Origin of the sequence: Mycolicibacterium thermoresistibile, assembly GCF_900187065.1 — a bacterium.
Lineage (GTDB): Bacteria > Actinomycetota > Actinomycetes > Mycobacteriales > Mycobacteriaceae > Mycobacterium > Mycobacterium thermoresistibile.
On record NZ_LT906483.1, the window covers coordinates 832,750 to 857,836 of the forward strand.

At 66.1% G+C, this 25,087-nt stretch carries 20 protein-coding genes; 8 read left to right on the forward strand and 12 right to left on the reverse strand.

Annotated features, from left to right (window positions below; all coding sequences use genetic code 11):
- Positions 1-25: 25 nt before the first annotated feature.
- From CKW28_RS03795 to CKW28_RS03805, 3 genes are read right to left on the reverse strand one after another with little or no spacing between them, the layout of a single operon-like run.
- Positions 26-1,420, reverse strand: a complete 1,395-nt coding sequence (locus CKW28_RS03795) for a xylulokinase (RefSeq protein ID WP_003926378.1) — start codon at positions 1,418-1,420, stop codon at positions 26-28.
- On the reverse strand, positions 1,417-2,883 hold the full coding sequence (locus tag CKW28_RS03800; RefSeq protein WP_003926377.1) for a mannitol dehydrogenase family protein: 1,467 nt from the start codon (positions 2,881-2,883) through the stop codon (positions 1,417-1,419). Before CKW28_RS03800 ends, CKW28_RS03795 begins: the two co-directional genes overlap by 4 nt.
- Positions 2,880-3,887, reverse strand: a complete 1,008-nt coding sequence (locus tag CKW28_RS03805; RefSeq protein WP_040547196.1) for an NAD(P)-dependent alcohol dehydrogenase — start codon at positions 3,885-3,887, stop codon at positions 2,880-2,882. Before CKW28_RS03805 ends, CKW28_RS03800 begins: the two co-directional genes overlap by 4 nt.
- A 91-nt stretch (positions 3,888-3,978) precedes the next feature.
- Between CKW28_RS03805 and CKW28_RS03810 the strand changes: the two genes are divergently transcribed.
- From CKW28_RS03810 to CKW28_RS03830, 5 genes are read left to right on the forward strand one after another with little or no spacing between them, the layout of a single operon-like run.
- The gene (locus CKW28_RS03810; protein WP_040547194.1) at positions 3,979-5,004 is read left to right on the forward strand and encodes a sugar-binding transcriptional regulator; all 1,026 of its coding nucleotides are present in this window, start codon (positions 3,979-3,981) and stop codon (positions 5,002-5,004) included.
- Positions 5,001-6,347 (forward strand): ABC transporter substrate-binding protein, encoded by a 1,347-nt coding sequence (locus tag CKW28_RS03815; protein WP_234784992.1) that lies wholly within the window; start codon positions 5,001-5,003, stop codon positions 6,345-6,347. The genes CKW28_RS03810 and CKW28_RS03815 overlap by 4 nt, the downstream gene beginning before the upstream one ends.
- A complete protein-coding gene (locus CKW28_RS03820; RefSeq protein WP_003926373.1) occupies positions 6,344-7,318 on the forward strand; it encodes a carbohydrate ABC transporter permease in 975 nt (324 codons plus the stop codon). The genes CKW28_RS03815 and CKW28_RS03820 overlap by 4 nt, the downstream gene beginning before the upstream one ends.
- Positions 7,318-8,193: a carbohydrate ABC transporter permease gene (locus CKW28_RS03825; protein ID WP_003926372.1), complete on the forward strand. Its 876-nt coding sequence runs from the start codon at positions 7,318-7,320 to the stop codon at positions 8,191-8,193. Before CKW28_RS03820 ends, CKW28_RS03825 begins: the two co-directional genes overlap by 1 nt.
- 22 nt (positions 8,194-8,215) lie before the next feature.
- Positions 8,216-9,298, forward strand: coding sequence for an ABC transporter ATP-binding protein (locus tag CKW28_RS03830; protein WP_003926371.1), 1,083 nt, complete (start codon positions 8,216-8,218; stop codon positions 9,296-9,298).
- 150 nt (positions 9,299-9,448) lie between these two features.
- Here CKW28_RS03830 and CKW28_RS23505 read toward each other — a convergent pair whose 3' ends face one another.
- From CKW28_RS23505 to CKW28_RS03870, 7 genes are all read right to left on the reverse strand, one after another.
- On the reverse strand, positions 9,449-11,734 hold the full coding sequence (locus CKW28_RS23505) for an ATP-binding protein (protein WP_131807462.1): 2,286 nt from the start codon (positions 11,732-11,734) through the stop codon (positions 9,449-9,451).
- A 9-nt stretch (positions 11,735-11,743) separates the two neighbouring features.
- Entirely contained in the window at positions 11,744-12,541 is a 798-nt protein-coding gene (istB, locus tag CKW28_RS03850) for an IS21-like element helper ATPase IstB (protein ID WP_095176418.1), read from the reverse strand.
- A gap of 1 nt (position 12,542) precedes the next feature.
- Positions 12,543-14,165, reverse strand: coding sequence for an IS21 family transposase (gene istA, locus CKW28_RS03855; RefSeq protein WP_095176420.1), 1,623 nt, complete (start codon positions 14,163-14,165; stop codon positions 12,543-12,545).
- Between the two features lie 147 nt (positions 14,166-14,312).
- On the reverse strand, positions 14,313-14,885 hold the full coding sequence (locus CKW28_RS03860) for an AAA family ATPase (protein ID WP_082764993.1): 573 nt from the start codon (positions 14,883-14,885) through the stop codon (positions 14,313-14,315).
- On the reverse strand, positions 14,885-15,712 hold the full coding sequence (locus tag CKW28_RS24020) for a metallophosphoesterase family protein (protein ID WP_234785023.1): 828 nt from the start codon (positions 15,710-15,712) through the stop codon (positions 14,885-14,887). Before CKW28_RS24020 ends, CKW28_RS03860 begins: the two co-directional genes overlap by 1 nt.
- Entirely contained in the window at positions 15,672-16,010 is a 339-nt protein-coding gene (locus CKW28_RS24410; protein WP_197700613.1) for a metallophosphoesterase family protein, read from the reverse strand. Before CKW28_RS24410 ends, CKW28_RS24020 begins: the two co-directional genes overlap by 41 nt.
- A gap of 449 nt (positions 16,011-16,459) precedes the next feature.
- Positions 16,460-17,536, reverse strand: coding sequence for an HNH endonuclease (locus tag CKW28_RS03870; protein ID WP_003923592.1), 1,077 nt, complete (start codon positions 17,534-17,536; stop codon positions 16,460-16,462).
- A gap of 145 nt (positions 17,537-17,681) precedes the next feature.
- On the opposite strand from CKW28_RS03870, the gene CKW28_RS03875 reads away from it, so the two are divergent.
- The 3 genes from CKW28_RS03875 (at position 17,682) to CKW28_RS03885 (ending at position 22,641) form a co-directional block, all read left to right on the forward strand.
- Complete coding sequence (locus CKW28_RS03875; protein WP_003923591.1) at positions 17,682-18,554, forward strand: FmdB family zinc ribbon protein; 873 nt, start codon at positions 17,682-17,684, stop codon at positions 18,552-18,554.
- Positions 18,555-18,588: 34 nt separating this feature from the next.
- Positions 18,589-19,155: a class I SAM-dependent methyltransferase gene (locus CKW28_RS03880; protein ID WP_003923590.1), complete on the forward strand. Its 567-nt coding sequence runs from the start codon at positions 18,589-18,591 to the stop codon at positions 19,153-19,155.
- Positions 19,156-19,269: 114 nt separating this feature from the next.
- Positions 19,270-22,641 (forward strand): TM0106 family RecB-like putative nuclease, encoded by a 3,372-nt coding sequence (locus CKW28_RS03885; RefSeq protein ID WP_003923589.1) that lies wholly within the window; start codon positions 19,270-19,272, stop codon positions 22,639-22,641.
- Here CKW28_RS03885 and CKW28_RS03890 read toward each other — a convergent pair.
- Together CKW28_RS03890 and CKW28_RS03895 are read right to left on the reverse strand one after the other, a co-directional pair.
- Complete coding sequence (locus CKW28_RS03890) at positions 22,610-22,966, reverse strand: DUF732 domain-containing protein (protein WP_040545912.1); 357 nt, start codon at positions 22,964-22,966, stop codon at positions 22,610-22,612. The genes CKW28_RS03885 and CKW28_RS03890 overlap by 32 nt on opposite strands.
- A gap of 69 nt (positions 22,967-23,035) precedes the next feature.
- Positions 23,036-25,009 (reverse strand): oxidoreductase, encoded by a 1,974-nt coding sequence (locus tag CKW28_RS03895; protein WP_131588001.1) that lies wholly within the window; start codon positions 25,007-25,009, stop codon positions 23,036-23,038.
- Between the last annotated feature and the right edge of the window lie 78 nt (positions 25,010-25,087).

Below are 25,087 nucleotides of genomic sequence, written 5' to 3' on the forward strand. Positions count from 1 at the left end.
GAGACCTGGGCGCTGACGACGAGCCCTACTCCACCCCCTCGGTGAGGTCGCGCACCTCCGCATAGCGCTCCCGCACCGCGGGTACCGGGTCTGCCTCGTACCGATCGGTGCGGGGCGGCTGCCACGAAGGCGGTTCAGGTGTCCCGCGCAGCGCCCACGCCGCCTGCCGGGCCGCCCCGAGTGCGACGTACTCGGCCGGATCGGGCACCAGCACCGGCACCCCGAACACCTGAGGGGCGATGGCCCGCACCGCCTCCGACCGGGCGGCGCCACCGATCAGCAGTACCCGCCGCAGCGGGATGCCGTGGCCGGTCAGGTGTGCGATCCCGTCGGCCAGGGCGCACAGCAGGCCCTCGACGGCGGCCCGCGCCAGGTTCGCCGGTGTCGCATTGGACACCCGGAGTCCGTGCAGCGCCCCGGAGGCGTTCGGCCGGTTGGGGGTTCGTTCACCCTCCAGATACGGCACCAGCACCAGTCCTTCGCTACCGGGCGGTGCGGACAACGCCAACCGGGACAGCTCGGCGTGGTCCACCTGCAGCATGGCCGCCGCGGCGTCGAGCACCCGGGCGCCGTTGAGCGTGCACACCAGCGGCAGATGCCGCCCGGTGCCGTCGGCGAAACCGGCGACGAACCCGGTGCCGTCGCGCACCGGTGCGGTGGCCACCGCCGACACCACCCCCGAGGTGCCCACCGAGACGATGACGTCCCCGGGTTCGGCGGCCAGCCCCAACGCGGCGGCGGCGTTGTCACCCAGGCCGGCGCCGAACACCCGGTCACCGCCGCGGGTGGCGTCAGACGGGCCGAGCACCGCGGGCAGATGTGGTCGGCGCCCGCGCAGCCCGAGCTCCAACAGGTCGAGGCGGTAGTCGTCGCCGGACGCGTCGTAGTACCCGGTGCCGCTGGCATCGCTGCGGTCGGTGGTCAACTCGGCGATGTCGGTGGACCCGCGCAGCCGCCAGGTCAGCCAGTCGTGCGGCAGGCACACCGCGGCGGTGCGGTCGGCGTGCTGCGGCTCGTGGTCGGCCAGCCACCGCAGCTTGGCGACGGTGATCGCGGCCAGCGGCACCACCCCGACGGCCTCGGCCCACGCCTGCGGTCCGCCGAGCTCGTCCACCAGTGCCGCGGCCGCGCCGGCGGAGCGGACGTCGTTCCACAACAACGCATCCCGTACCACCTTGCCTGCCTCGTCGAGGCAGACCATGCCGTGCTGCTGTGCCCCCACCGCGACCGCGGCGACATCGTCGAGACCGCCCGCTGCCCGGACGGCGTCGTGGGCGGCGGACTCCCAGAACGCCGGGTCGATCTCGGTGCCGTCGGGATGGGCGGCGCGGCCCTCCCGCACTACCGCGCCGGTGTCGGCATCACAGATCAGCACCTTGCACGACTGGGTGGACGAGTCGATGCCGGCGACGAGCGTCATGACCGCTCCCGCAGCAGCGCTTCGAGCGTGGCCCGCGCGCCCACCCGGTGCAGCGACTCCAGCGCCCACCGGTAGGCCTCGACGAATCGGGGCTGATCCACCAGATCACCGAAGATCGCCCGATTCTCGATGAACGCCGGCGGATTGTCCCGCTGGGACCGGGCGATCGGGATCAGGGTGTCGGCCAACCGGTCCACCACATCGATCGGCTCACCCTGCTCGTCGACCCCCTCGGCGTAGCGGGCCCAACTGGCCACGGTGGCGGCGGCAAGCCGCACCGGGCCACCGGACGCCAGGTTGTCCCGGATCACCGGCAACAACCATTTGGGGATCCGGTCCGACGATTCGGCGCACAACCGGGCGATGGTGTCGCGGACGTGGGCGTTGGCGAACCGCGGGATCAACTGATCCTTGAACTCGTGCAGCCCGGGAACCGGTTGCAGTGTCGGCATCGCCTCTGAATCCATGTAGCGGGACAGGAATTCGGCGAACAACGGATCCTGCGCGGCCTCATGCACCAGCCGATACCCGGAAAGATACGCGAAATAGCACAGACTCTGGTGGCCGGCGTTGAGCAGCCGCAGCTTCATCGCCTCGTACGGGCGGACGTCGTCGACCAGTTTCACCCCGGCCCGCTCCCACGGTGGGCGCCCGTCGGCGAAGTCGTCCTCGAGCACCCACATGCAGAACGGTTCGGCGACCACCGGCCAGGAATCCTCGACGTCGAAATCCGTGGCCAGGGTGTCGATCACCTCGGGGGTGGTGACCGGGGTGATCCGGTCGACCATCGAGTTCGGGAACCGGGTGTGCTCGCGCATCCACTGCGCCAAACCGGGGTCGGCGAGCTCGGCGTATGAGGTGAACACCCGGCGGGCGACGTCGCCGTTCTCGACGATGTTGTCGCAGGACACGATGGTCGGCGAGGGCAGTCCGCGCTCGCGGCGCCGCGCCAGCCCCGCCGCGACCAGACCGAACACCGTCGCCGGGGGACCGTCACCGGTGAGGTCCCGCTGCACGGCGGGGTTGTCGATGTCGAACCCAGCGTCGCTGTCGCGGAGGTTGTAGCCGCCCTCGGTGATGGTCAGCGAGATGATCCGCACCGCCGGATCGGCGAGCAACTCGATCACGCCCTCGGGATCGTCTGGGGCGTAGCGGAAGTCGACGATCGATCCGATGACCCGCGGTTCGCGGGTGCCGTCCGGGTGGGCGAGCATCAGGGTGTAGAGGTGGTCCTGGCGGCTCAGCGCCTCCTGCATCCGGCGGTCGTTGGGCAGTACACCGACCCCGCAGATGCCCCACTCGCCGGCGAGGCCGTCGTTGAGCAGCCGGTCCAGATACATGGCCTGATGCGCCCGGTGGAAGCCGCCGACGCCGAAGTGCACGATGCCGACCCGCACCTGTCCGCGGTCATAACCCGGGGTGGGGATCGACAGTGCGGACAGGTTGGCGGCGTTCAGCTTCATGACGTCCCCACTTCGACGACGGACTTGATGTTTCCGGGAATCCGGTCGGATTCCAGTGCTTCAGCGGTCTTCTCGAGCGGATAGCGGCCGGTGATCAACGCGTCGACGTCGACCCTTCCCGTGCGGATCAGCGCGATCGCGGCGGGCCAGGTGTTGGCGTAGCGGAAGACGCCGGTGAGGATCAACTCCCGGTTCTGGATCGTCTGTACCGGCAGTTCCATGGTCTCGGCGCCCATGCCGACCAGCACCGCCCGGCCGGCCGGGCGCACCGCCGCCAGCCCCGACATCACGGCGGCCGGGGCGCCGGAGGCGTCGATGAACGCGTCGACCCGCAGCCCGGTGACGTCGTCGGTCTGCGGATCCAGCGTCGTGGTGGCGCCGAAACGATGCGCCAGCCTGCGGCGGTGCGGATCGAGGTCGGTGACGACGATGTCGGTCGCCCCGTACGCGCGGGCCACCTGGGCGGTCATCAGGCCGATCGGACCCGCGCCGGCGATGAGCACCCGCGACCCGCCGGCGACGGCGGCCTTGTCGACCGTGGCGATGGCCACCGACAGCGGTTCGCACAACGCCGCGGCATTGTCGGTCATCTCGGCGGGCACCGGATGCGCGAACGCCGCACCGATCGTGACGTATTCGCACAGCGCGCCGTCCACCGGCGGGGTGCCGTAGAACCGCATGTGCGGGCACAGGTTGTAGCGGCCGCGGCGGGTTTCCTCGCTGTTCGGGTCGGGTCGCTGCGGTTCGATGGAAACCCGTTGTCCGATCCGGTCTTCCGGCACGCCCGACCCGACCGCGACGATGGTGCCGGCGGCCTCGTGGCCGAGGATCAGCGGCTGTTCGACGACGAACTCGCCGATGCGGCCTTCGCGGTAGTAATGCGCGTCCGAGCCGCACACCCCGACCGTTCTCACCCGGATCAGCACATCACCGGGCGCGGGTGTCGGTACCGGACGTTCGGCGATCTCGATGCGCCCCGGCTCGACGAGCACTGCGGCCCGCATCGTCGCGGGTGTTGTCTGCGTCACATTTTCATGTTAACCTCCTGAGCAGATTTACGCACCCCTGAGCATCTGCTCATTTGTGGAGGTTGTGATGTCCGGTCCGACGATGGACAGCCCGGAGCCCTCGGCGCCGGCTGCCGCGGAGGACCTGCGCCTGGCGCTGCGGGCCGCGTCGCTGTACTACCTCGACAACCTCACCCAGGCCGAGGTCGCCGCCCGGTTGGGGGTGTCCAGACCCACCGCCGGCCGGCTCATCGCCCGCGCGAAGGCCAAGGGCCTGGTGCGCATCGAGGTGGTGGTGCCGCCGGATCAACGCGACAGCGTGTACGCCGACGAGGAGATGGACCTCGAGGCGGCGTTCGGGCTGATCGAGGCGGTGGTGGTCGGCGGCAACCTCGACGACGCCGGCCCGCTCGACGACCCGGCCACCTGGGCGCCGGTCGGCCGTGCCGGTGCGCGACTGCTCACTCGTCGGCTCCGGCCCACCGACAGCCTCGGTTTCAACTGGGGCCCGGAGGTGGTGGCCGTCGCCAAGGCGCTGCCGGCCGGGGCGGCAAGCTGCCGCGCGGTGGTGCAACTCGACGGCGCGATCAGCGCCGGCAACTACCAGACCGGCACCGAGTACGTGCTGGGACGATGCGCCGAACGGCTGCACGCCAAGGTGATCCGGCTCCCGGCTCCGTTGTACGCCGATCCGGCGACGGTGGCGTCGCTGCACAACGACTCGCTGATCTCACGCGCGCTGGAGGCCGGGCGCAGCGCCGAGGTGATGATGTTCGGCGTCGGCACGGTCTCGACGTCGACCACGCTGTTCGAGGGCAGCTTCCTCGACACCGGCATGCTGGACCGGCTCAAGGCCCAGGGCGCGGTGGGGGAGATCGGCGGCCGGTTCTTCGACGCCGACGGGGTGGTGCTGGAGACCGAGTTGTCCCCGCGGGCGGTGTCGGTGCCTTTGGAGGACATCCGCGACTGCCCGACCACGATCCTGCTGACCGGCGGGTCGGGCAAATACGAAGCGGCGCTGGCCGCACTGCGGGGTGGCTTCGCCCGCTACCTGGTGTGCGACGTGCATTGCGCCCGATGGTTGTTGGACAACCGCAAGGAGGTGCCGAGGTGAGGCGAACACCGATCCGGGCGGTGCTGGCCGCCGTCGCCGCGGTCTGCCTGACCCTGACCGGCTGTGCCGGGGCCGGAACCCTGGGCTCGTCGGGCAACACCGTGACGATCGCGCTGGTGTCGAACTCGCAGATGTCCGACGCGCAGCGGTTGGCGCCGCACTTCGAGGCCGCCAACCCCGACATCCGGCTGAAGTTCGTCACGCTCTCGGAGAACCAGGCGCGGGCCAAGATCACCGCCTCGACGGCGATGGGCGGCGGCGAGTTCGACGTGGTGATGATCAGCAACTACGAGACCCCGCAGTGGGCCGCGGACGGCTGGCTGGTCAACCTGTCCGACTACGCCCGGCAGACCCCCGGCTACGACGAGGACGACTTCATCCCCAGCATCCGCGAATCGCTGTCGTACGAGGGCGACATGTACGCGGTGCCGTTCTACGGCGAATCGTCGTTCCTGATGTACCGCAAGGACCTGTTCGAGAAGTCCGGAATCGACATGCCGCACAACCCGACCTGGCAGCAGGTCGCCGACGCCGCCGCTGCCCTCGACACCCCGGACATGGCCGGCATCTGCCTGCGCGGCAAACCGGGCTGGGGTGAGGTGCTCGCCCCGCTGGACACCGTGATCAACACCTTCGGCGGCCGCTGGTACGACATGGACTGGAACGCCCAACTCGACAGCCCCGAGGTCGAAGAGGCCGTCAGCTTCTATGTGAACCTGGTGCGCGACCACGGTGAACCCGGCCCCGCCACCAGTGGATTCGGGGAGTGCGCCACCCAGTTCGCGCAGGGTCGCGCCGCCATGTGGTACGACGCCACCTCTGCGGTGTCGGTGCTGGAGGATCCGGCGCAGAGCAACGTGGTCGGCAAGGTCGGCTACGCGCTGGCGCCGACCGTCGTCAAAGCCGACGCCGGCTGGCTCTACACCTGGGCGCTGGGCATCCCGGCCAGCAGCGACAACAAGGACTCGGCGTGGAAGTTCATCTCCTGGATGACCGACAAGAACTACATCCGGCTGGTCGGTGAGGAACTCGGCTGGGCGCGGGTTCCGCCGGGGAACCGGTTGTCCACCTATCAGATTCCCGAATACCAGCAGGCCTCCGAGGCGTTCGGGCAGGTGACGCTCGAGTCGCTGGAGAACGCCGACACCCAACACCCGACGGTGCAGCCGGTGCCCTACACCGGGGTGCAGTTCCTCGCGATCCCCGAGTTCCAGGACCTCGGCACCCGGGTCAGCCAACAGATCAGCGCGGCGATCGCCGGGCAGAAATCCGTCAAGGACGCGCTCGCGCAGGCGCAGAAGTACGCACAAGTGGTCGGCAAGACGTATCAGGAGAAGCCATGACAGCCATCGCCCCCGGCGCGTCAGAGCACCTCACCGGGTCCGAGGCCGACCGGGTCGCCCGCATCAAACACGCCAAACAGCAGGGGGTCTCACGGGCCGAAGGGTGGCGACGGCGCGGGCCGCTGCTGCCGGCGCTGATCTTCATGATCATCGTCACCCAGGTCCCGTTCCTGTTCACGCTGTACTTCTCCACGTTGTCGTGGAACCTGGTGCGGCCGGGGTCGCGCGAGTTCGTCGGGTTCCAGAACTACGTGGATGTGGTGCAGGACAGCACCTTCTGGCAGGTCGCGGTGAACTCGGTGCTCATCATCGTGGTGACCGTGCTGGTGTCGGTGCTGCTCGGGCTGGGGCTGGCGCTGCTGCTGGACCGGGTGTTCCTGGGCCGCGGCATCGTCCGGACGCTGCTGATCACCCCGTTCCTGGTGACGCCGGTGGCCGGGGCGCTGATGTGGAAGACCGCCATGCTCGACCCGGTGTTCGGCATCGTCAACTGGCTGCTGTCGCCGTTCGGGGTGCACCAGGTGGACTGGGTGAGCCGGTTCCCGCTGACCTCGGTGATGATCAATCTGGTCTGGCAGTGGACGCCGTTCATGATGCTGCTGATCCTGGCCGGGCTGCAGTCCATGCCGCGCGACATCCTGGAAGCCGGCCGGGTGGACGGCGCCGGGACGTTCCAGCTGTTCCGCGAGCTCACCCTGCCGCATCTGCGCCGGTTCATCGAACTCGGCGCGGTGCTGGGCGCCATCTACCTGGTCAACACGTTCGACCCGATCTACATGATGACCCAGGGTGGGCCGGGTACCGCGAGTTCGAACCTGCCGTTCTACATCTACCAGCGCGCGTTCCTGGGCTTCGACATCGGCCAGGCGGCGGCGATGGGCGTCATCGTCGTCATCTTCACGATCATCATCGCCACCTTCGCGTTGCGACTGATCTTCCGCTCGTTCACCGGTAAAGAGGAGGCGGCCTGATGAGCACGGCCACTGTCACCACCACCGCCCCCGTCCCGACCGAGCCGTCGAAGGCCGCCAAGGTCAAACGGCGCAGCTTCGACCCGTGGGGTGTGGTGGCCTGGATCGCGGCCATCGGGTTCTTCTTCCCGGTGTTCTGGATGGTGCTGACCGCGTTCAAACAAGAGGTGGACGCCTACACCACCACCCCGAAGGTGTTCTTCGCGCCGACGCTGGACCAGTTCCGCGCGGTGTTCGACCAGGGCATCGGCACCGCGCTGCTGAACTCGCTCTTCGCCACCGTGGTGTCGACCCTGCTGGTGCTGGCGCTGGGGGTGCCGGCGGCGTTCGCGTTGTCGCTGCGGCCGGTGCGCAAGACCCAGGACGCGCTGTTCTTCTTCATGAGCACCAAGATGCTGCCGATCGTCGCGGCGATCATCCCGCTGTATGTGATCGTGTCCAATGTCGGCCTGCTGGACAACATCTGGGCGCTGATCATCCTCTACACGGCGATGAACCTGCCGATCGCGGTGTGGATGATGCGGTCGTTCTTCCTCGAGGTGCCCGGTGAACTGCTGGAGGCCGCCAGCCTGGACGGGGCGGGCACCTGGCGCACCATGCGGGAGGTGATCCTGCCGATCGTGTCGCCCGGGATCGCGGCGACCGCGCTGATCTGCGTGATCTTCGCGTGGAACGAGTTCTTCTTCGCGGTCAACCTGACCGCGGTGCAGGCCCAGACCATGCCGGTGTTCCTGGTCGGCTTCATCGCCGGGGAGGGGCTGTACTGGGCCAAGCTGTGCGCGGCGTCGACGATGGCGGCGCTGCCGGTGATCCTGGCCGGCTGGCTGGCGCAGAACAAGCTGGTGCGCGGGCTGTCCTTCGGCGCGATCAAGTAACTCGGAGACGACGGGAGTTCTCATGGCGACAATCACCTACCGCAACGCGTCGTGCATCTACGAAGGGTCCGACACGTTCGCGGTGAACTCGCTCAACCTCGAGATCGAGGACGGTGAGTTCGTGGTGCTGGTCGGGCCGTCCGGGTCGGGGAAGAGCACCGCACTGCGGATGCTGGCCGGGCTGGAGGACATCGACGACGGCGACATCGAGATCGGTGGCCGCAACATGCGCGGGGTGCCGTCGAAGGACCGCGACATCGCGATGGTGTTCCAGAACTACGCGCTGTATCCGAACAAGACCGTCGCGGAGAACATGGGATTCGCGCTGAAACTGCGCGGGGTGGCGGCCTCCGAGCGGCGCCGCAAGGTCGAGGAGGCCGCCAAACTGCTCGACCTCACCGAGTTCCTGGACCGCAAGCCGGCCAAGCTGTCCGGTGGGCAGCGCCAACGGGTGGCGATGGGCCGGGCGATCGTGCGGGAGCCGCAGGTGTTCTGCATGGACGAACCGCTGTCGAACCTCGATGCCAAACTGCGGGTGCAGACCCGCACCCAGATCGCCGCGCTGCAGCGTCGGCTCGGCACCACCACCGTGTACGTGACCCACGATCAGGTCGAGGCGATGACCATGGGGGACCGGGTGGCGGTGTTGAAACACGGTCGGCTGCAGCAGTTCGCGTCGCCCGGGGACCTGTATCACCGGCCGGCCAACGCGTTCGTGGCCGGGTTCATCGGGTCACCGGCGATGAACCTGTTCAACGCGCAGCTGGTGCCGGAAGGGGTGCAGATCGGCGACACCGTGCTGGAACTCGAACGCGCCCAGCTCACCGCACTGCACGAGGCCAAACTCGACACCGTCACCGTCGGGTTGCGGCCCGAGCACCTCGAACTGTCCGATGCCGGCGGGGTCGAGGTGGTGGTCGACCTGGTCGAGGATCTGGGGAGTGAGGCGTATCTGTACACGCACACCGGCAGCGGAGTGGACCTGGTGGCGCGGTGTCTGGACCGGGTGCCGGCCAAACTGGCCGACACCGTGCGGCTGCGGAAGCGGACCGACGGTGTGGTGCACCTGTTCCATCCGGACACCGGGGAACGGGTGGGGGAGTAGGTCAGGGTCGGTGTTCGGCGTCTGATGACCATGGGCCTCGAACTGGAGTCGCTGCGCGACGGCGATCCGGCCGGAGCCCGGCGCACCGGGCTACGCAACGGCGACATCGGCCTGCAGCGCATCGTTTCAGAATCCGATCACTGCAGTGATCTAAACGAGTTCTACCTGGCGCAAAGTGTGCAACTTATGGTGCGGTCCGGTGAGTTTGTGCTGCGCCCAGCGTGCAACTTCCTGTTCTTGAGTGAAGAGGATGACCTGGCGGTCAGTTGTGATTTCGAGAAGCAGGTTGAGTATGGCGCTGGTGCGTTCCGCGTCGGTATGGACTGTCACGTCATCGAGAAGAAGTGGGCACGTGTCGTGTCCTCGGGTTACGTGATCGGCGAGTGCGATTCGCAACAAAAGGTAGATTTGTTCGGCGGTCCCATGGGAGAGCAGTTCAGCCGCTCGCCATGGGCCGGATTCGCCGCGCACCTGCACCTTCAGGGACGCTGGATCAACGATGGCGTCCGTGTACCGTCCGTCGGTGACTTTCGGCAGCCAATGATTCAAGGTCTGGACCAGTACTGGTGTGATGTCGCGGTGTATCCGATCTTGGGCGTTTCGAAGGAAATCTCTGGTCCGGTCGAGAGTGTCTTTCAGTTCACGAATGCGCATCAAGTCGACCTCGGCGTGGCAAAGCGCTTCCTCCGCCTCCGCCACGCTGGTGATCTGCTTCTCGAATTGTGCTAACTCACCTGTTTTCCTCGCCACCATCGCCTCAGCGGCGGCGGCGTCCTCACGAAGCCGGGGTAGGTGTTCGTGGGCAACCGACTCCTCGATGGACTCCGGCGCGTCGGATTCGACCTCATCGCAGAGTTCATTTGCGCGAGCGATCGCGCGGAGGCAGGCAGCTTCCAAGTCAGCAAGTGACTGGCCGTCAAGAAGTTCTTGGAGTGTGGCCCAGTCCTTCTGTCTATTGGTGAGGTCGGCCAATCGATTGGAACGCTCTTGGAGCCATTTCTCGAGAGCTTCGACGGCTGACTCAGCATCGTCGGCAACCAGACCGCATAGCTCGGCAGCCGCGGTCACCTCTCGGGACGCTTGATCTCGGCGTAGTTGGTCCGCGGCAACTCTCTGTTCAGCTTTCTCCACCACCTGCAATTCTCGGAGGAGGTGATTGCGGCGAGCGGCCTCTCTCGAGCGCGCTGCTCGTTCCCGGCAGTCCCGGTGATAACTGTCGACGGCAAGGCGCAAACCGTCATGGTTCGGCGGTACGGAAAGATATCCTCGGTCGGCCAATGCACGGGCAAGCGCTGAGGCTGCATCGTCCAGCGTGACTTGTAGGTCATCCCGTCGTTGCTCCCAATGGGCCTGGTTTCGCCGGAATTCCTGAATCTTGAGGCGCGCATCCAGGAGATTACGCAATGAACCGGACTCCGCCGCGATACCGAGTTCGGCGCACCGAGCATCCGCACGCTCATGTTCTTCGATGGCCTCTTCAGCCCGCTGCTCTGCCGAGCGGAGGGCTGTCCGCGCCTCGGTGAGTTGCCTGGTTGCTACTTCTGTGGGCACCCTGCGACGCTGGGTGAGACCATAGAGGCCGAACGCGGCCCCAGAAAGTGTGACTAGGACACCGGCCACGACGTGTACGGTTACCAGCAGCGCTAAGCCGACCACGGCAAGCGCTACCCCAATACCAATTGATCCAATCGATAGTCGGTCGCGGCGTTGTGCCTGCGCCGCGGCTTCTTCCGCATCTTTCACCCTTTGGAACAAGTCCGGTGGGACCGCAGGCACCGCCTTGTCCAGAGATTGGATCAATTCGTAGAGTTCTTGGTCGGTGACCGGGAGTGGCGAGACCGTGGAGCTGGCCGTCGGTTTCATCCGGGCGTGGGATTCGAGTTGTATCAGAGCCTGATCGAATGCAGCGGCAGCTTGCATCACGCTGTCGTGGGGTTCAATGTCGCCCTCAGGTACGGCGGGTAGTGCATCGAGCTCTTCTCGAATTTGCCTACTTGTTCGTTGCTGTGGTGATGGTGGAGCGATAGGAGGTTGGGACCGCCACTGCGCCAACGCATCGGCGACCAGGTTGGCGAGATCATCGTCTGCCAAAACTGACGGTGGTTCTGTGCCGCCGAGTTTGCTGTCAAGCGCTCGGGCACGTGCTTCCCTGCGCTGCAGTTCATTCGCCTCATCCCTGGCGCGCGCAGCCTCATACAGTTTCAGTTTTCGGCCGGCTTCTGCCGCGTCGAGCCGTAAGTGATTGACCTGGTCAACTTCAGCCAGATAGGCTGCATGAGCTTCCTTGGCCTCCACCAGCGCTTGCTTTGCTTCTTCCACACGGGTGATCGCTTTGCGAAGTGGCTTGGTCGAATTGCGCCGGTCGCTCCCAATCCGTTCGCGGGTGTCGCTTGCCAGGGTGATGGGACCACCTGATTGCCAAGGGGATGGGACCACCGTGGCGCGTTACTGAGGATGCTCGTCGTCGGGGCCGGGGTCAAGCTGGGGTCGGGTGCGTTGTCGGTAGGACGGTCCCTCGATGACCAGGGTGTGGGCCGCGGAGGTCAGCCGGTCAATGGCTGATTGGGCGAGCAGGGTGTCGGCGGTCATGGTCAGCCATTCGGCGGGCTCGCGGTTCGACGTCACGATGGTGGTCTTGGTGCGGTGGCGTTCGACGACGATTTCGTAGAAGTCGCTGGTTTCGGTGGCGTCGAGGGGTCGTAGCGCGAAGTCGTCGATGATGAGGACGTCGACGGCGGCCAGTCGGCGGATCTCGGCTTCGACGGTGTGGTCGAGCCGGGCGGCGCGTAGCCGGGTGAACAGTTTGTCGGCGCGGCCGAACACGACGGTGTGGCGGCGACGAATAGCCATGTGCCCCAATGCTGTTGCCAGATGAGTTTTGCCAACACCAACGGGTCCGAGGACGATGGCGGACTGGCCGGCGTCGAGGAACCGCAGTGAGGTCAGATCGCCGAGCAGGGTGCGATCATAGCGCAGGTCTTCATGTGCGGTCCAGGTGTCGAACCGCATGGTGGGGTCGAGCCCGGCTTTGGCCGCTCGTAGTGCGGCGGAGCGGGATTCGCGTCTGGAGACCTCGTCGGCGAGCAGTGTTTCGAGAAAGCCGATGTGGCTGAGTTTGTGTTGGCGGGCCAGGGCGGCGCGTTCGGGCGGGGTGTCGGCCATCGCTCCGAGTTTGAGGGCCTTGAGCAGTCTGAGCAGATCAGCGCCGATAGGGTCGGTGGCGCCACGGTGGGTGGTGGTCATGTCAGCGGGTCTCCTCGGGATCGGTACCGGGTACGGCGGTCAATGATGTTGGGGTGGAGTTGAATTCGGATGGATCGCGGACAAACCGGGTCGCGGTGTGGCCGACTGCCTGTGGCAGTGCCGGGGCGCTGGTCTCGGTGGCGCGCTCCAGCATGGAGGCGATCTTGTTCACCGAGACGACATCGAGATCCAGCGATAGCGAGCAGGCTTGTTCGACCCGCGCTGCGCCGTAGCGCCGTACCAGGCCCAGCAGGCGGTAGACCGTGCGCATCCGGGTCCAGGGCAGCCGGTCATCGAGGATGCGTTCGGCGTAGATCCCCACGTGGGGGCCGTGGGAGGCGCAGGTGGCGATCAACGCCGCCACATCCCGCAGGGCGTAGCCGGTCTTGTGTTCGGGCAGATCGGTGGGGTCGGTACTGCGCCCACCGGGCCGCTGGCGGGGGTGAACCTTGACCAGCACGCCGCGGTGGTAGAACTTCACGAGCTCGGTGTCGGCGCGCACGTCCAAGCGCTGTCCTATCCAGCACTCGGGCAGCGAGTACAGCGCCTTGCCGACCTCGGCGTGGAAATCGCGGTGCACCTTGACCGTCTTGAACACCGGCACGTCATAGACCTCCGGCGCCGGCAGCAGCTTCGGTTGTTCCTCGGCGGTGAACACCTGCCCCGGCTGTGCGCAGGTGGTGCCGTGGGTGCGGGTGCCCGCCGTGTCACGACACCACCGCACGGCGGCCTGCTGCGCTTGCTCAAGGCTGGTGAATGTTTCACCGTCCCAGAAGTTTCGGCGCACGTAATGCACGGCGCGTTCCACGCGCGGCTTGTCTTTCGGCGAGGCCACCCTCGCCGGGTCGGTCAGGAACCCGGCATGGCCGGCGTAGTCCAGCCAGCCCTGGCTGAACTGCGGGTTGACCGCATCGGCGGCGGCGATCACCGGTTTGAGATTGTCGGGGATCAGCACCGCGAACACGCCCCCGAAGAACTCCCACGCCGCCTCGCATCCGGCGATCACCGCGGCCAGGGTCTGCGAGTAGGACAGCCACACGAACATGTGTCGGGAGTACACCGCGGTGAAGATCAGGGCATGCACCTTGCGGCGCCGCCCGTCGGCGGGGTCGGTGAGCATCCCCAAATAGCCAAAATCGATCTGGCACTCCACCCCGGGATCACCATCGGCGACCCGTACTGTGAGGTCCTTGCGGCCGAAACCGCAACGCTGGCTGGCGAATCGATGCAATGTCCGGTACGGCACCACACAGCCCTGCCGACCCAGCAGGGTGTGGATCTTGGTCACCGTCAACGGCCGCTGCTCTGCCGTGCCAGCCACCCAGGCAGTGATCTGATCCTCGAACCCCAAAAGCTGCTCCCACGCCGCCCCGTGGCCATCAGGGCGCACCGGACGCACCGCTTCGGCGACCAACCCGATCAGGCCGTCATCAATCGCGCTGGGATCAGCGTCGCGGCGCAGACCGGCCCCCTGGGCGGCCTCGACATAGCGCCGCACCGTCTTGCGGTCCAGGCCGCAATGCGCGGCGATCGTGCGATAGCCCGGCGCCGGCAACCCCGCGACCCCCAGCCACACCCGTAACACTTCTCTGATCTCATTCACACTGACCTCCCGAAAAGCCATGCCCGCCGACCTCCGTGACTTGAGCCGTCACGACCGATCGAACGAACAAACGAAAAGACCACCGACGCGACGCGCCGGTGGTCCCATAACTGGCAATCCAGGTGGTCCCATCACCCTGGCAAAAATCAGGTCACACTGGTCCCATCCTCATGGCAGACGACAGCGGGCAAAAATATCAAGGCGTTCGATTGCTTTCGCTGCACTTCCGGAACTACCCGCAGTGGCCGCTGCACGTTGTAGGTGGTCTTGGAGTGCGTTGGCGTCTTTGACGACACGCATCACCTGACCTTGATTGATGCAGGCTGTCGCAACGAAGGTCGATCGGTCGAGGCCTAGCCATAGCGAGGCGTCGGGTGTCCCGTCGTTCATGATTTCGGCAGAGACATCGCGCCCCATCTTGAGGTCAAACGCATGGCAGTCGACCTTGTTGGCAAGGTCCTGACGCATTTCGATCAGTCGGCCGTCGTCAAGGTGAAGCTGTGTGGTGACCAGCCACTGGTCATGGCCCCACGGCTTGTGCCGATCCGCAAACTGTCGGTCGGACGTCGTCGGCGGTCCTTTTCGTCGAGGCAAACCGCAAATCGCGGCAAAGATCGCTCCATGCCAGGAGGATTTTCCGCTTTCGTTATTCCCGACAACGACCGTCATTCCCTCGCCGAACTCGAGGGTTTCATCGCGGAGCGGTCCGAATGCGTGTGCTGTTACAGAACGAATCCGCATTATAAAATCTCCATCTCGTCGATTCCCTCATCGAGCGCTCGGAGTCCGGCGCGCAACACCCAGTGGCGTTGATCTTCAGAAAGTGAATCGGACTCGATCACGTCACGGACGAACTGACCTCGAACAGTCTGCTCCTGCTTGACACGTTCGATGTCGTATGACGGGGCGAAGGATACCTTGCCGAACTGCACCACCAAGGCGTCGAGATGAGCTGTGAGATGAGCTGGTGGTGACCACTCCGTGTCGTTCAGGCGGAAATCGACGGTGGGTTCTATCTCTCCTTCGAGCGTAACGCGAACGGCACCACGAAATTCTGATACTTCATCGGCGATTCTCTGCAGTATTTGAGTCTTGTGGGTAGCGCCGGTCACGTTCACACGAACGTCGCTGACCTCTGACGTCGCCACGGTCACCCTTTCGCGAGAGACGGACCCATCTTCTGCGATCTCAACGAGTACCGTTGAGCCCTGCCAATCTTCGCCGAAATTCAATGGGTCCGGATTACCGGGATAGGTGTGATGTTCGGCATCGACCGGCTTATGAAAGTGGCCTACCAGGGCATGGTGCAACCCTGAACCGGGAATCTGGTCGGCGGTGAATGGTGCGTGGGGCACTTTCCCGTCTTGTTGAAAGGGTAGATCTCCCTGAGCCGAACCGTGGAAAAGTCCGATGTGTATCCCCTCTCGGTCCACTCGGAAGTTCTCTAGGAACCCAGGGGTGTTCGCAGGTGCGCAATGCGCCGCGCCCCAGAGGGTGATCCCATCCGCCAGCGGAACGGGTTCGAGTTCAGGGGTACTGAAGACATGGACATTGTCCGACCAGTCCACTTGGCGGTAGATGCTTTGGTGGTCCGAACCAGTCATGGTTGCCCGGAGCAATGAAGACCGGTATCGGAGCGAGCTCGGCGAAGCTGTCTCGTAGGAATTCCTTCGTGTCAGGTGTGAACCGGTCGTGCTCATAGAGGTCTCCGCCACAAGTCAACGCATCCACTTGGCGCTCAGCGCCCAGCTGGCAAATCTTCTCGAGGGTATGCCGCAGTGCTAGGCGACGACTTTCTGCGTAACGCGGTTCAGCCCACCGAAAGTGGGTGTCCAGATGTAGATCTGCGAAATGTAACAACCTCACCGCAACCCCTTGTTCCCCTGCTACTCACCGCGTTCGCGGGTAGAAATTTGAAACCGCAAGAACACTGGGGCCGTGCGCTATCCGATGCTGGCCACGGCGCTACCGCTACTCCGGTACTCAGTGAGAAATGGTAGACGCGCATCTTCGAGTTGTCTCAAAGATTCGACACAATTTTTGTTGAGCTCGCGTTTGCTCCATGACGTAAGAATTCGGCGCAGCACCGGAATGCTCAAGTGGCGCCGATACTGTGCCGCTCCGCCCCCTCCATCTCAAGCCTTCCGATGTTGGCCAGAGCGGCGACACCTGCCACCGCCATCAATGTCGGACGGTTGTGCTGGCGAAGCTGCCGATGCGACCAGTCCTCTAGATCGGATTTGGTGATCGTCTAAACGACATGGCGACGGGACCCGCCGGTAGCTGAAGGTAGTTGGTAGCGGCAGCGGGGCACCTTACTCCCACCGCGGCAGAAAGCTGATATCCAGACGCTCACTGCGCTTGTACCCCGACCAAGTCGGAACACCTTCGGGTTGTCCGCGGTAGATGCCCCGCGCGGCTGCCACCACCCGCGCACGCTGGGTCGGCCACTGGATTTCGGACGCGATCTGCTCGAGCACCGCGTGGTCTCGCTCCAGCACGTTGTCCATGATCGACACCGCGGGCAGCGCACCGCTCTTGTCCCCGTTGCACCGGGCGCAGGCCAACACCAGGTTGGCCAACCCATCGATGCCGACCAGTGACCAGGGCAGTACGTGATCGATGGGATTGTTCGCCGGCAGGTGTGTGCCGCAGTAGAAGCAGTGCGGGCCGAACGCTTCCTTGAACGGTTCTCGCACCACCGCCAGTGCTGTGCGTTCCCGGCCGAACAGATGCCCGGCGACGTCGGGCACCTCGGCGTCGAGGAACTTGTTCATCCGCCGCACATCTTCGACCCACATGATCTCCAGCGCGGGTTTCAACAGACCCGCCAGCCGCGCCAGCCCGTGTGCGACGCCGGGTTTCAACTCGATGCTGTCCCCGTGCGCACGCAACGCCGATCGCGAGATCTGATCGTGCAGGAACGAGTCGTCGTACAGAAACGGATCCCCGGCAGCCGCGCTGGGCAGCTTCTGCAGACGGTGCAACGGCTGCTGTGCCAGACACATGGTGATCTCTTCGATGGCCTGCCGGTACACCTCCGGCGCCCGCATCCGGGCGATGTCGACCGAACAGTTTCTCCCGCCGGCCGCCGCGGCGTCGCGCAGCTTGGTCACCGCGCTGAGGATCCGCGCCCGGGGCTGAGTGGACTGGCGCAACTCATGCCCGTCGAACGGCCGGACCTGCTGCCAGTAGATCTCCAGCACCCGGTGTGCCAACTCCGGAATCGGTACCGTCAGAGCATCATCGGGCATCTCGGGCAGGTTCTCGATGCAGTGCTCGATCAACGCCATCAACGTCGCCAGCTTGTAGGTCGCGGTGCGCAACCCCTGCTCCAGGATGGCCACGACTCGCTGCCCCAGCAGTAGCGGATCCTGCGCGTCCGTACCCATGACCCCCACCGTCGATCCAGCCAGACCAATGGCCCGCATTATGGCGTAGCCCGCCGACGAAGTGGCCCTGAAACGGCAGGTCCGATTCCCGGCAGCGAAGCCAGGAGACTCCGAAAGTGTCGGTGCCAACTGGGATAATGATGACGTGGAGCAAACTACTGAGCGGCTGCATATCGTCGAGAGCACGGACTGGAAGGCGGCGGTGATCTCACTGCTGGACTCCCGCTACCCGTTCTGCCCCTGGCGTTACGGCTTCGGTGAGGCCCGGGCCGGGGAACCCGTCGCCATGGTCCTCAACACCGAACCCGCGTCGGTGCTGACCTCGGTGGGCAGGCTCGGCGTCGACGGGCGCCCCGATCTGGCGGTGATCGCGTGGCCCTTCCGCGGCCCGGGGCTGGTGGACCTCGCCACGCTGACGATGGTCCTGGGCCTCGACGAGGACCCGAGGGAAAGCTGGCAGCTGACCGGCGACGCCGCGCAGCGGATGGAATCCACGTTGCTGGAGTGCGAGTACCGGCACGACCACGCCACCCTGTTCGGGCACTCGACGGTGGTGCAGGCCCGCATCCTGCTGCGCTCGGACGGCCTGTGCACCGGCTGTGACAACCTCCTCGACCTCGCACGCGACGATGCGGAGACGAATTTCCACATCCACACCGTCGGTGTGCCGCCGCGGGAAGCGCCGCAGGTCCTGGTCAGGACCGAGCGCGTACCGAGCTATTACTACGGGCCGATACCGGATGACTACTGGCGGCCCGACCTGCCCGCCGACTGGCCCGGTGTGCTGTGCACCAGATGCAAACGTCGCATGGACGAGGACGGCCACACCAGCCTGCTCGACTTCCGGTTCTCCCAGCATCCGAAGTGCCCGAGTTGCGGTGCGCAGCGCACCCAGCGTGCGATGTTCGGCGAACTGGCTGTTCGCAGTTACAGCGAAATCCTGCCGTGGCGCGATCCGCGCGGCTGCATCGTCACCAACGACATCTGGACCTGTGCCGAATGCCTGCACCGCTGGTGACTCGAACCCACACCCCACACGTACCCTCACCTCCGTGAGCGAGCAGGACCGCATCCGCTGGGACGACCGCTACCGCAGCCGACCCGCATCCGACCCGGCGGCAGCAGAGCTACCGGACGTGTTCACCCCCTATGAGGACCGGTTTCCCGCCACCGGCCACGCCCTCGACCTGGCCTGCGGAGCAGGGCCGGCGAGTGTGTGGCTGGCCCGGCGCGGTATGGACGTTCTGGGTGTCGACGTATCCCCTATCGCCATCGCCCAGGCCCGGGCGTTGGCCGCGGCCAACGGTGTCAGCAACCGGTGCCGATTCGAGGTCTTCGACCTCGACGACGGTCTGCCCGCCGGCCCACCCGCCGACGTCATCCTCTGCCACCTCTACCGCGACCCCCGGCTCGACAGGCCGATCATCGAGCGGCTGGCGCCCGGCGGGCTGCTGGCGATCACCGTGCTCAGTGAGGTCGGCGTCGGCCCGGGCCGGTTCCGGGCCGCTCCGGGGGAGCTGACCACCGCGTTTGCCGAGCTGGAGCCCATCGCCGTCGGTGAGGCCGACGGCCGGGCCTGGCTGCTGGCCCGGAAGGCCCCCGAGACGCAGACCATCTGAACCCGCCACAGCCTGTCTCCGCCCGCTGCTATGGTGCCGGGACAGTACCTCGGGGGATATGGAATTGCGAGCGTCAGTCCACGCACACAACGAATCCGGCCGCAGGGGGCGCCGGTGACCACCACCGTCACAGAGCGTCTGCTCACTCCGTCGAAGGTCACCGCGTGGCTGGACTGCCCGCACTACCTGTCCCTGTGCGCCCAGGTCGATGACGGGATCCTGCCACGGCCGGAATCGCGGTTCGGATCGTTTGCCGAACTGTTGCTCGACAAGGGGCGAGCGCACGAGCAGGCCTGTCTGGCCGACTTCGAACGTCAGGGCAAACGCGTTCTCCGGATCCCGGACCGGGAGAATGGCGAGAGCTTCGCCGCCTGGGTGGCTCGGGTCGGCAACCCGCTGACGGACGACCATGACGTGATCTACCAGATGCCGTTCGTCCACAACGGCATCGCCGGTATCGCGGACTTCCTGGTACGGGTCACCCACCCCGACACCGGCGAGGTGAGCTGGGAACCGGTCGACGCCAAACTCACCCGCATCGAAGCCAAACCCGGCCACGTGCTGCAGCTGTGCTTCTACGCCGACGCCCTCGAAGCGCTCACCGGCAGGCGACCCGAACACATGCACATCTGGCTGGGATCCGGACAGCTGGAAACCCTGCGGGTCAACGAATTCCAACCGTACTGGCGGCGTCTGCAGACCCAGCTCGCCGCCGCGCTGGCCGCGGGCCCGGAAGCCGGCACCGTCGCCGAACAGTGCGCCCACTGTGAATTCTGCGAGTTCCAGCCGACCTGCGAGATGTACTGGCGCGACACCGATTCACTGATCTACGTGGCCAACATCCGCAAGCCGGACCGGGAAGCCCTCGCCGGCGCCGACATCGCCACCCTGACCGCGCTGGCCACCAGCGACGGCCCGGTGGAGGGAATGGATCCCGACCGGCTGGCCCGGTTGCGCCGGCAGGCGGCCCTACAGCTCGCCGCACGCGAGCAGCAGAGGGAGAAGCCGCCGTTCGAGCTGATCAGGCCGGGCCCAGAGCCGTGGGGTCACGGCTTCGAGATGCTGCCCGAACCCGACGGCGGCGATGTGTTCCTCGACTTCGAGGGCCACCCGTTCTGGCGCGCCGACACCGGCCTGTTCTTCCTGTTCGGACTCATCGAACAGGACGACGACGGCGGACGGTGGCGGTACCGGTGCTGGTGGGCCCACGACCGGGATGAGGAAGCCGCCGCGGTCGCACAGCTCGTCGAGTATCTCGTGGAGCGCCGGAAGCAGCACCCGGCCATGCACGTCTACCACTACAACCACACCGAACGCTCGGCGCTGCAGCGCATGGCCGAAGAACACGGTGTCGCCGAGCTCGCCCTGGCCGAACTCATCGACACCGGCGCGTTCGTCGACCTGCTGCTGGTGGCGCGAAACAGCATTCAGGTCGGCGCAGAGTCCTACGGGCTGAAACATCTGGAACGGCTCACCGACTTCGAACGCAGCCACGACATCGACCAAGGCGCCGGCGCCGTCGTCCAGTACGAGCAATACATCGCCGACGGCAATCAGGCCCACCTCGACGCCATCGCCGCCTACAACGCGGACGACGTGCGCGCCACCCTCGCGCTGCGCGACTGGCTGGTCGAGCACCGCCCACCCGGCCTGCCGTGGCGGTCCGCCGTGCTCGAACCCGACCCGGAGCTGCCCGGACTCGGCGAAACGGTCGAGCGACTGCACCAGTTCCCGGTCGGCAGCGATGAACACAACCTCGGTGATCTGCTGAATTACTGGCGCGACGAAGGCCTCGCCTACATCGCCCCGAAGAACGCCAAGCTGGCGACGGATCCGGTCGACTTGTACGACGACGCGGAGGTCATCGCCGACCTGCGGCCCGAGACGCTGCTCGAGAGCACCGGCAGGGCCAGGCATCCACGGAGGCGGTTCCGCTTCCCGGATCAGGATGTCGACCGTTTCCCGAGCGACGGCGGATCGGTCATGGTCGCCACCTCCACCGGTGAACGGTTGTGCACCGGCATCGCCAACCTCGACCGCGACGCCCATACCCTCGACCTGGTCTGGAATGACAAACTCCAGGAAGCCGGTTGTCCGCCCCGCATCGCGGTCCTGCACGACTGGGTGAAATCCGAGGTCAAAGTCAAGGCGCTGCAGGCCTTCGCCGAGGACCTCCTCGACGGCCGCAACCCCAATCCGGTGACGCTCGCCCTGCTGCGCCGCGAGCTGCCGCGGTTCACCGACCGGCCGCGCACCGCGTTCGTCGACGACCTCGACGACATGATCGACTGGGGCACCCGACTCGACCACAGCTGCGTGGCGGTCCAAGGCCCACCCGGGACCGGCAAGACCTATCGGGGTGCCCGCATGATCCGTGCCCTGGTGAAGGCCGGCAAACGGGTCGGGATCACCGCGATCAGCCACTACGCGATCGGCAATCTGCTCGAGGGCGTCGTGGCGGCCTTTCGCGAAACCGATGAGCTCGACTCGCTGCGGGCGGTGTGCAATCCCGGCAAGAGCGCGTTGCGGCGCCTGCCCGAAATCGCGTACGGCGGGAACAAGAAATGTGCCCGCGAGGAGTACAACGTGGTCGCCGGCACCACCTGGCTGTTCTCCAGCAAGGAGATGCGCGCCGCGCCGGTGGATGTGCTGGTGATCGACGAAGCCGGCCAACTCGCACTCGCGGATGCGCTGGCGGCATCGGGTGCGGCGCACAACCTGGTGCTGCTCGGCGATCCGCTGCAGCTGCCTCAGGTCGCCCACGCCAACCATCCCGGCATCGCCGGACGCAGCGTGCTGGACCACATCGTCGGCGACGACATGCTGCTGCCACCCGACCGCGGGGTGTTCATGCACGAAACCCGGCGGATGCACCCGGACGTGTGCGCGTTCATCTCCGATCAGATCTACGACGGCCGGCTGCACAGCATTTCCGACTGCAACCGCCAGACCACCGTCGCGGGCACCGGGCTGCGCTGGATGCGCGTCGACCACCACGGCAACCGCACCCGGTCACCCGAGGAAGCCGACGCGATCGCGGACGAACTGACCCGGCTGATCGGCACGCCGTGGACCAACCAGTGCGGCGAGGAGGCCCCGCTGCGGCCCCAGGACGTCATGGTCGTCGCTCCATACAACCTGCAGGTCAACACCATTCGAGCGCGACTGCGGCAAGATCCGCGCCTGGCCGACGTGCCGGTCGGAACCGTCGACAAGTTCCAGGGCCGCGAGGCCGCTGTGGTGTTCTTCAGCATGGCCAGTTCCAGCGGCGAGGACATCAGCAGGGGGGTGGACTTCCTGCTCTCCCGCAACCGGCTCAACGTCGCGGTGAGCCGGGCCCGCTGCCTGGCCTACCTGGTGTGCACCGACGCGCTGCTGGACACCCGCGCCCGCACCGTCGAGGACATGCGGCTGGTGGCGACGCTCAACGCGTTCGTCGAAGCGGCGCAACCGGTTACACCGGTGCCGAGTACTGCTGGCTGTTGACCCAGCTCACCACGGCCGGCTGGACGTCGACGCACATGTGCGTCACCGCCGATGCGAGCACGATCACCGCCTCCGCCGGCGCGAAACCGGTGTTGACGAGCTTGTCGAGCACCAGCCCGGGTGAGACCCGGTGCCGCAGCTCATGACAGACCTCTTTGCCGATGTCGACCATGTCGACAGACGACGGGTACCACACCCCCGCATTGTCGAGCTCGATGAGAAAGTCGTACTGATCGGCGTGAGCCGGCCCGGCCATGGACACCGATGCCGACAGTGCCGATGCCGACAGGACCAACGCCGCAGCGAATACCCGATATCCGCGCATGATTCCCCCCTTGACACAGCGCTCAAGGGAAAGGTAACTCGCGGCACCGACAAAGCCGGCGTTCCGCGCTCACAGCGCGTTCGCCAACGCCCAAGCCTGCCGCGTCGCAAAGGTGATGCGTTGCGGTGCGTACGCGTCGCCGAGGATGTGCATCTCGGGCACCTTGCCGTGGAGCGCCCGTGCCAGTACCGAGTTCGGGATCCGGCCACACGCCAGTACGACGAAGTCGACATCGTCGATCGTCAACGGGGTGTCGGCGAAGATGTCCTTGGTCTGCACTCGGGACGGCTCGATCTCGACGACGCGTCGCATCGTGACGAATTCGGTTCCCCGTTGCAGCAGGCGTTGCAGCGGTGCGCCGATCGTGTACTTCCCGACCCCCTGGGCGGGCGCCATCGACTGGTAGACCATGACGACCCGGGTGTCGTCCTGGCCGGCGATCAGGTCGGCGACGGCGAGCGGCGGCATGTGATCGTTCTGCGCGATGATGACCACCTTGCCCCGAACCCGCGCCTTCCCGGTGATGACATCGTCCATCTGGACGACATGGGACTGGTCGACCCCCGGGATGGTGGGGGTGCGGGGACTCGCTCCCGTGGCGAGGACAACGACATCGGCACCGAAGTCCACGACCTCGTCGGCGGTGGCTTCCCGGGACAGCTCAACGGTCACGCCCGCCCTGTCGAGGCGGCGGCGCTGAAACTCGATGAACCGGGGAAATGTGCTGTGCATGGGTGTCTTGGCGGCAATCGTCATCGCCCCACCGAGTTCCGCATTGCGTTCCCACAGCGTCACCTCGTGCCCGCGTTCAGCGGCCCGGGCGGCGGTCTCCATCCCGGCGGGCCCACCGCCGATCACCAGGATCCGCCGGCTGTGCTCCGGAGCGGCGACGTGAACTTGCTCCTGGCCCGCACCCGGGTTGACCGCACAGCCGAACGCCAGCCCTTCCTGCTGAACACGGGAGATGCAGTCATTCACACCGATGCACGGTCGGATGTCGTCCAGCTGGCCCCCTGCGGTCTTTGCCGGCAGATCAGGGTCTGCGATCAACGCCCGGTTCATCCCGACAACATCGGCGTGCCCAGCGGCCAGAACCTCACGGGCGACCCCGGGTTCGAGGACCAAGCCGGCGTACACCACCGGTAGTGAGGTCGCGGCAGAGAGCTCGCCGCAGAGCTCGGCCCAGGGGGCCATACCGTGCACCGCCGGTGGGATGTAACTCGGTGCGCCCCAGTTGTTGCCCACATCCAGGCTGAAATAGTCGACGGCACCGGTAGCCTCCAGCTCGATCAGCGCCGCCCTGCAGTCCTCGACGGTCCACCCGCCGTCCTGGTACTCGTCCATACAGAGTCGAACCCCGATCGCAAGATCGCCGTCGGTTGCCGCGCGCATCGCTTTGACGATGTCGACCAAGAACTTCAGCCGACCGCTTCGGGAGCCGCCGTACGCGTCCCGGCGGTTGTTCGTCAGCGGCGAGAGAAACCACTGCACGATATCGTTGTGGTTTGCGTGTACTTCCACACCGTCGATCCCGGCTTCGAGGGCGAGTCGCGCTGAAGCCGCGAACTCTTCGACGATCCATTCGATTTCGTGGACCTCGAGCTCATGAGGTGTGGTACTCGAGACGAGATTCAGTTGGGTACCGGCCGACGGACCCTGCAATGCGACGGCGCGCAGGATCATCTGGACGGTTCCCACAGCGCCGTACCCGTGCAGGACGTCCATCCAGCGACGGAAGTTCGGAAGGAAATTCGGGTGGCGGAACGTGCCCAGGGTCGTCGCTCCCAAGCCGGAGGGCTCGAACCCGTGCGGAAGAGGGTTCCGCACGAACGCATTGCTTCCGCCGACCCAGCCTGCACCTCCTGCAGCCTTACTGCCGTAGTAGGCGAGAAATGCGGCGGCCTGTTGCTCATTACCCTCCAACGGACCGATGCCCGTGCCATGCGCCGGCACCATGATCCGGTTCTTCACCTTCATCGGGCCGATGGTGATCGGCTCGAACAGGATGCCCATGTCGTCGGTTCCAGAAGCAGCGTTCCCCACACCCAGAGCATAAACCTCAGATGTTTAAACGGGAAGCGATTCGGTCGCATTGGTGTACGACGTAAACCGCATGATTTC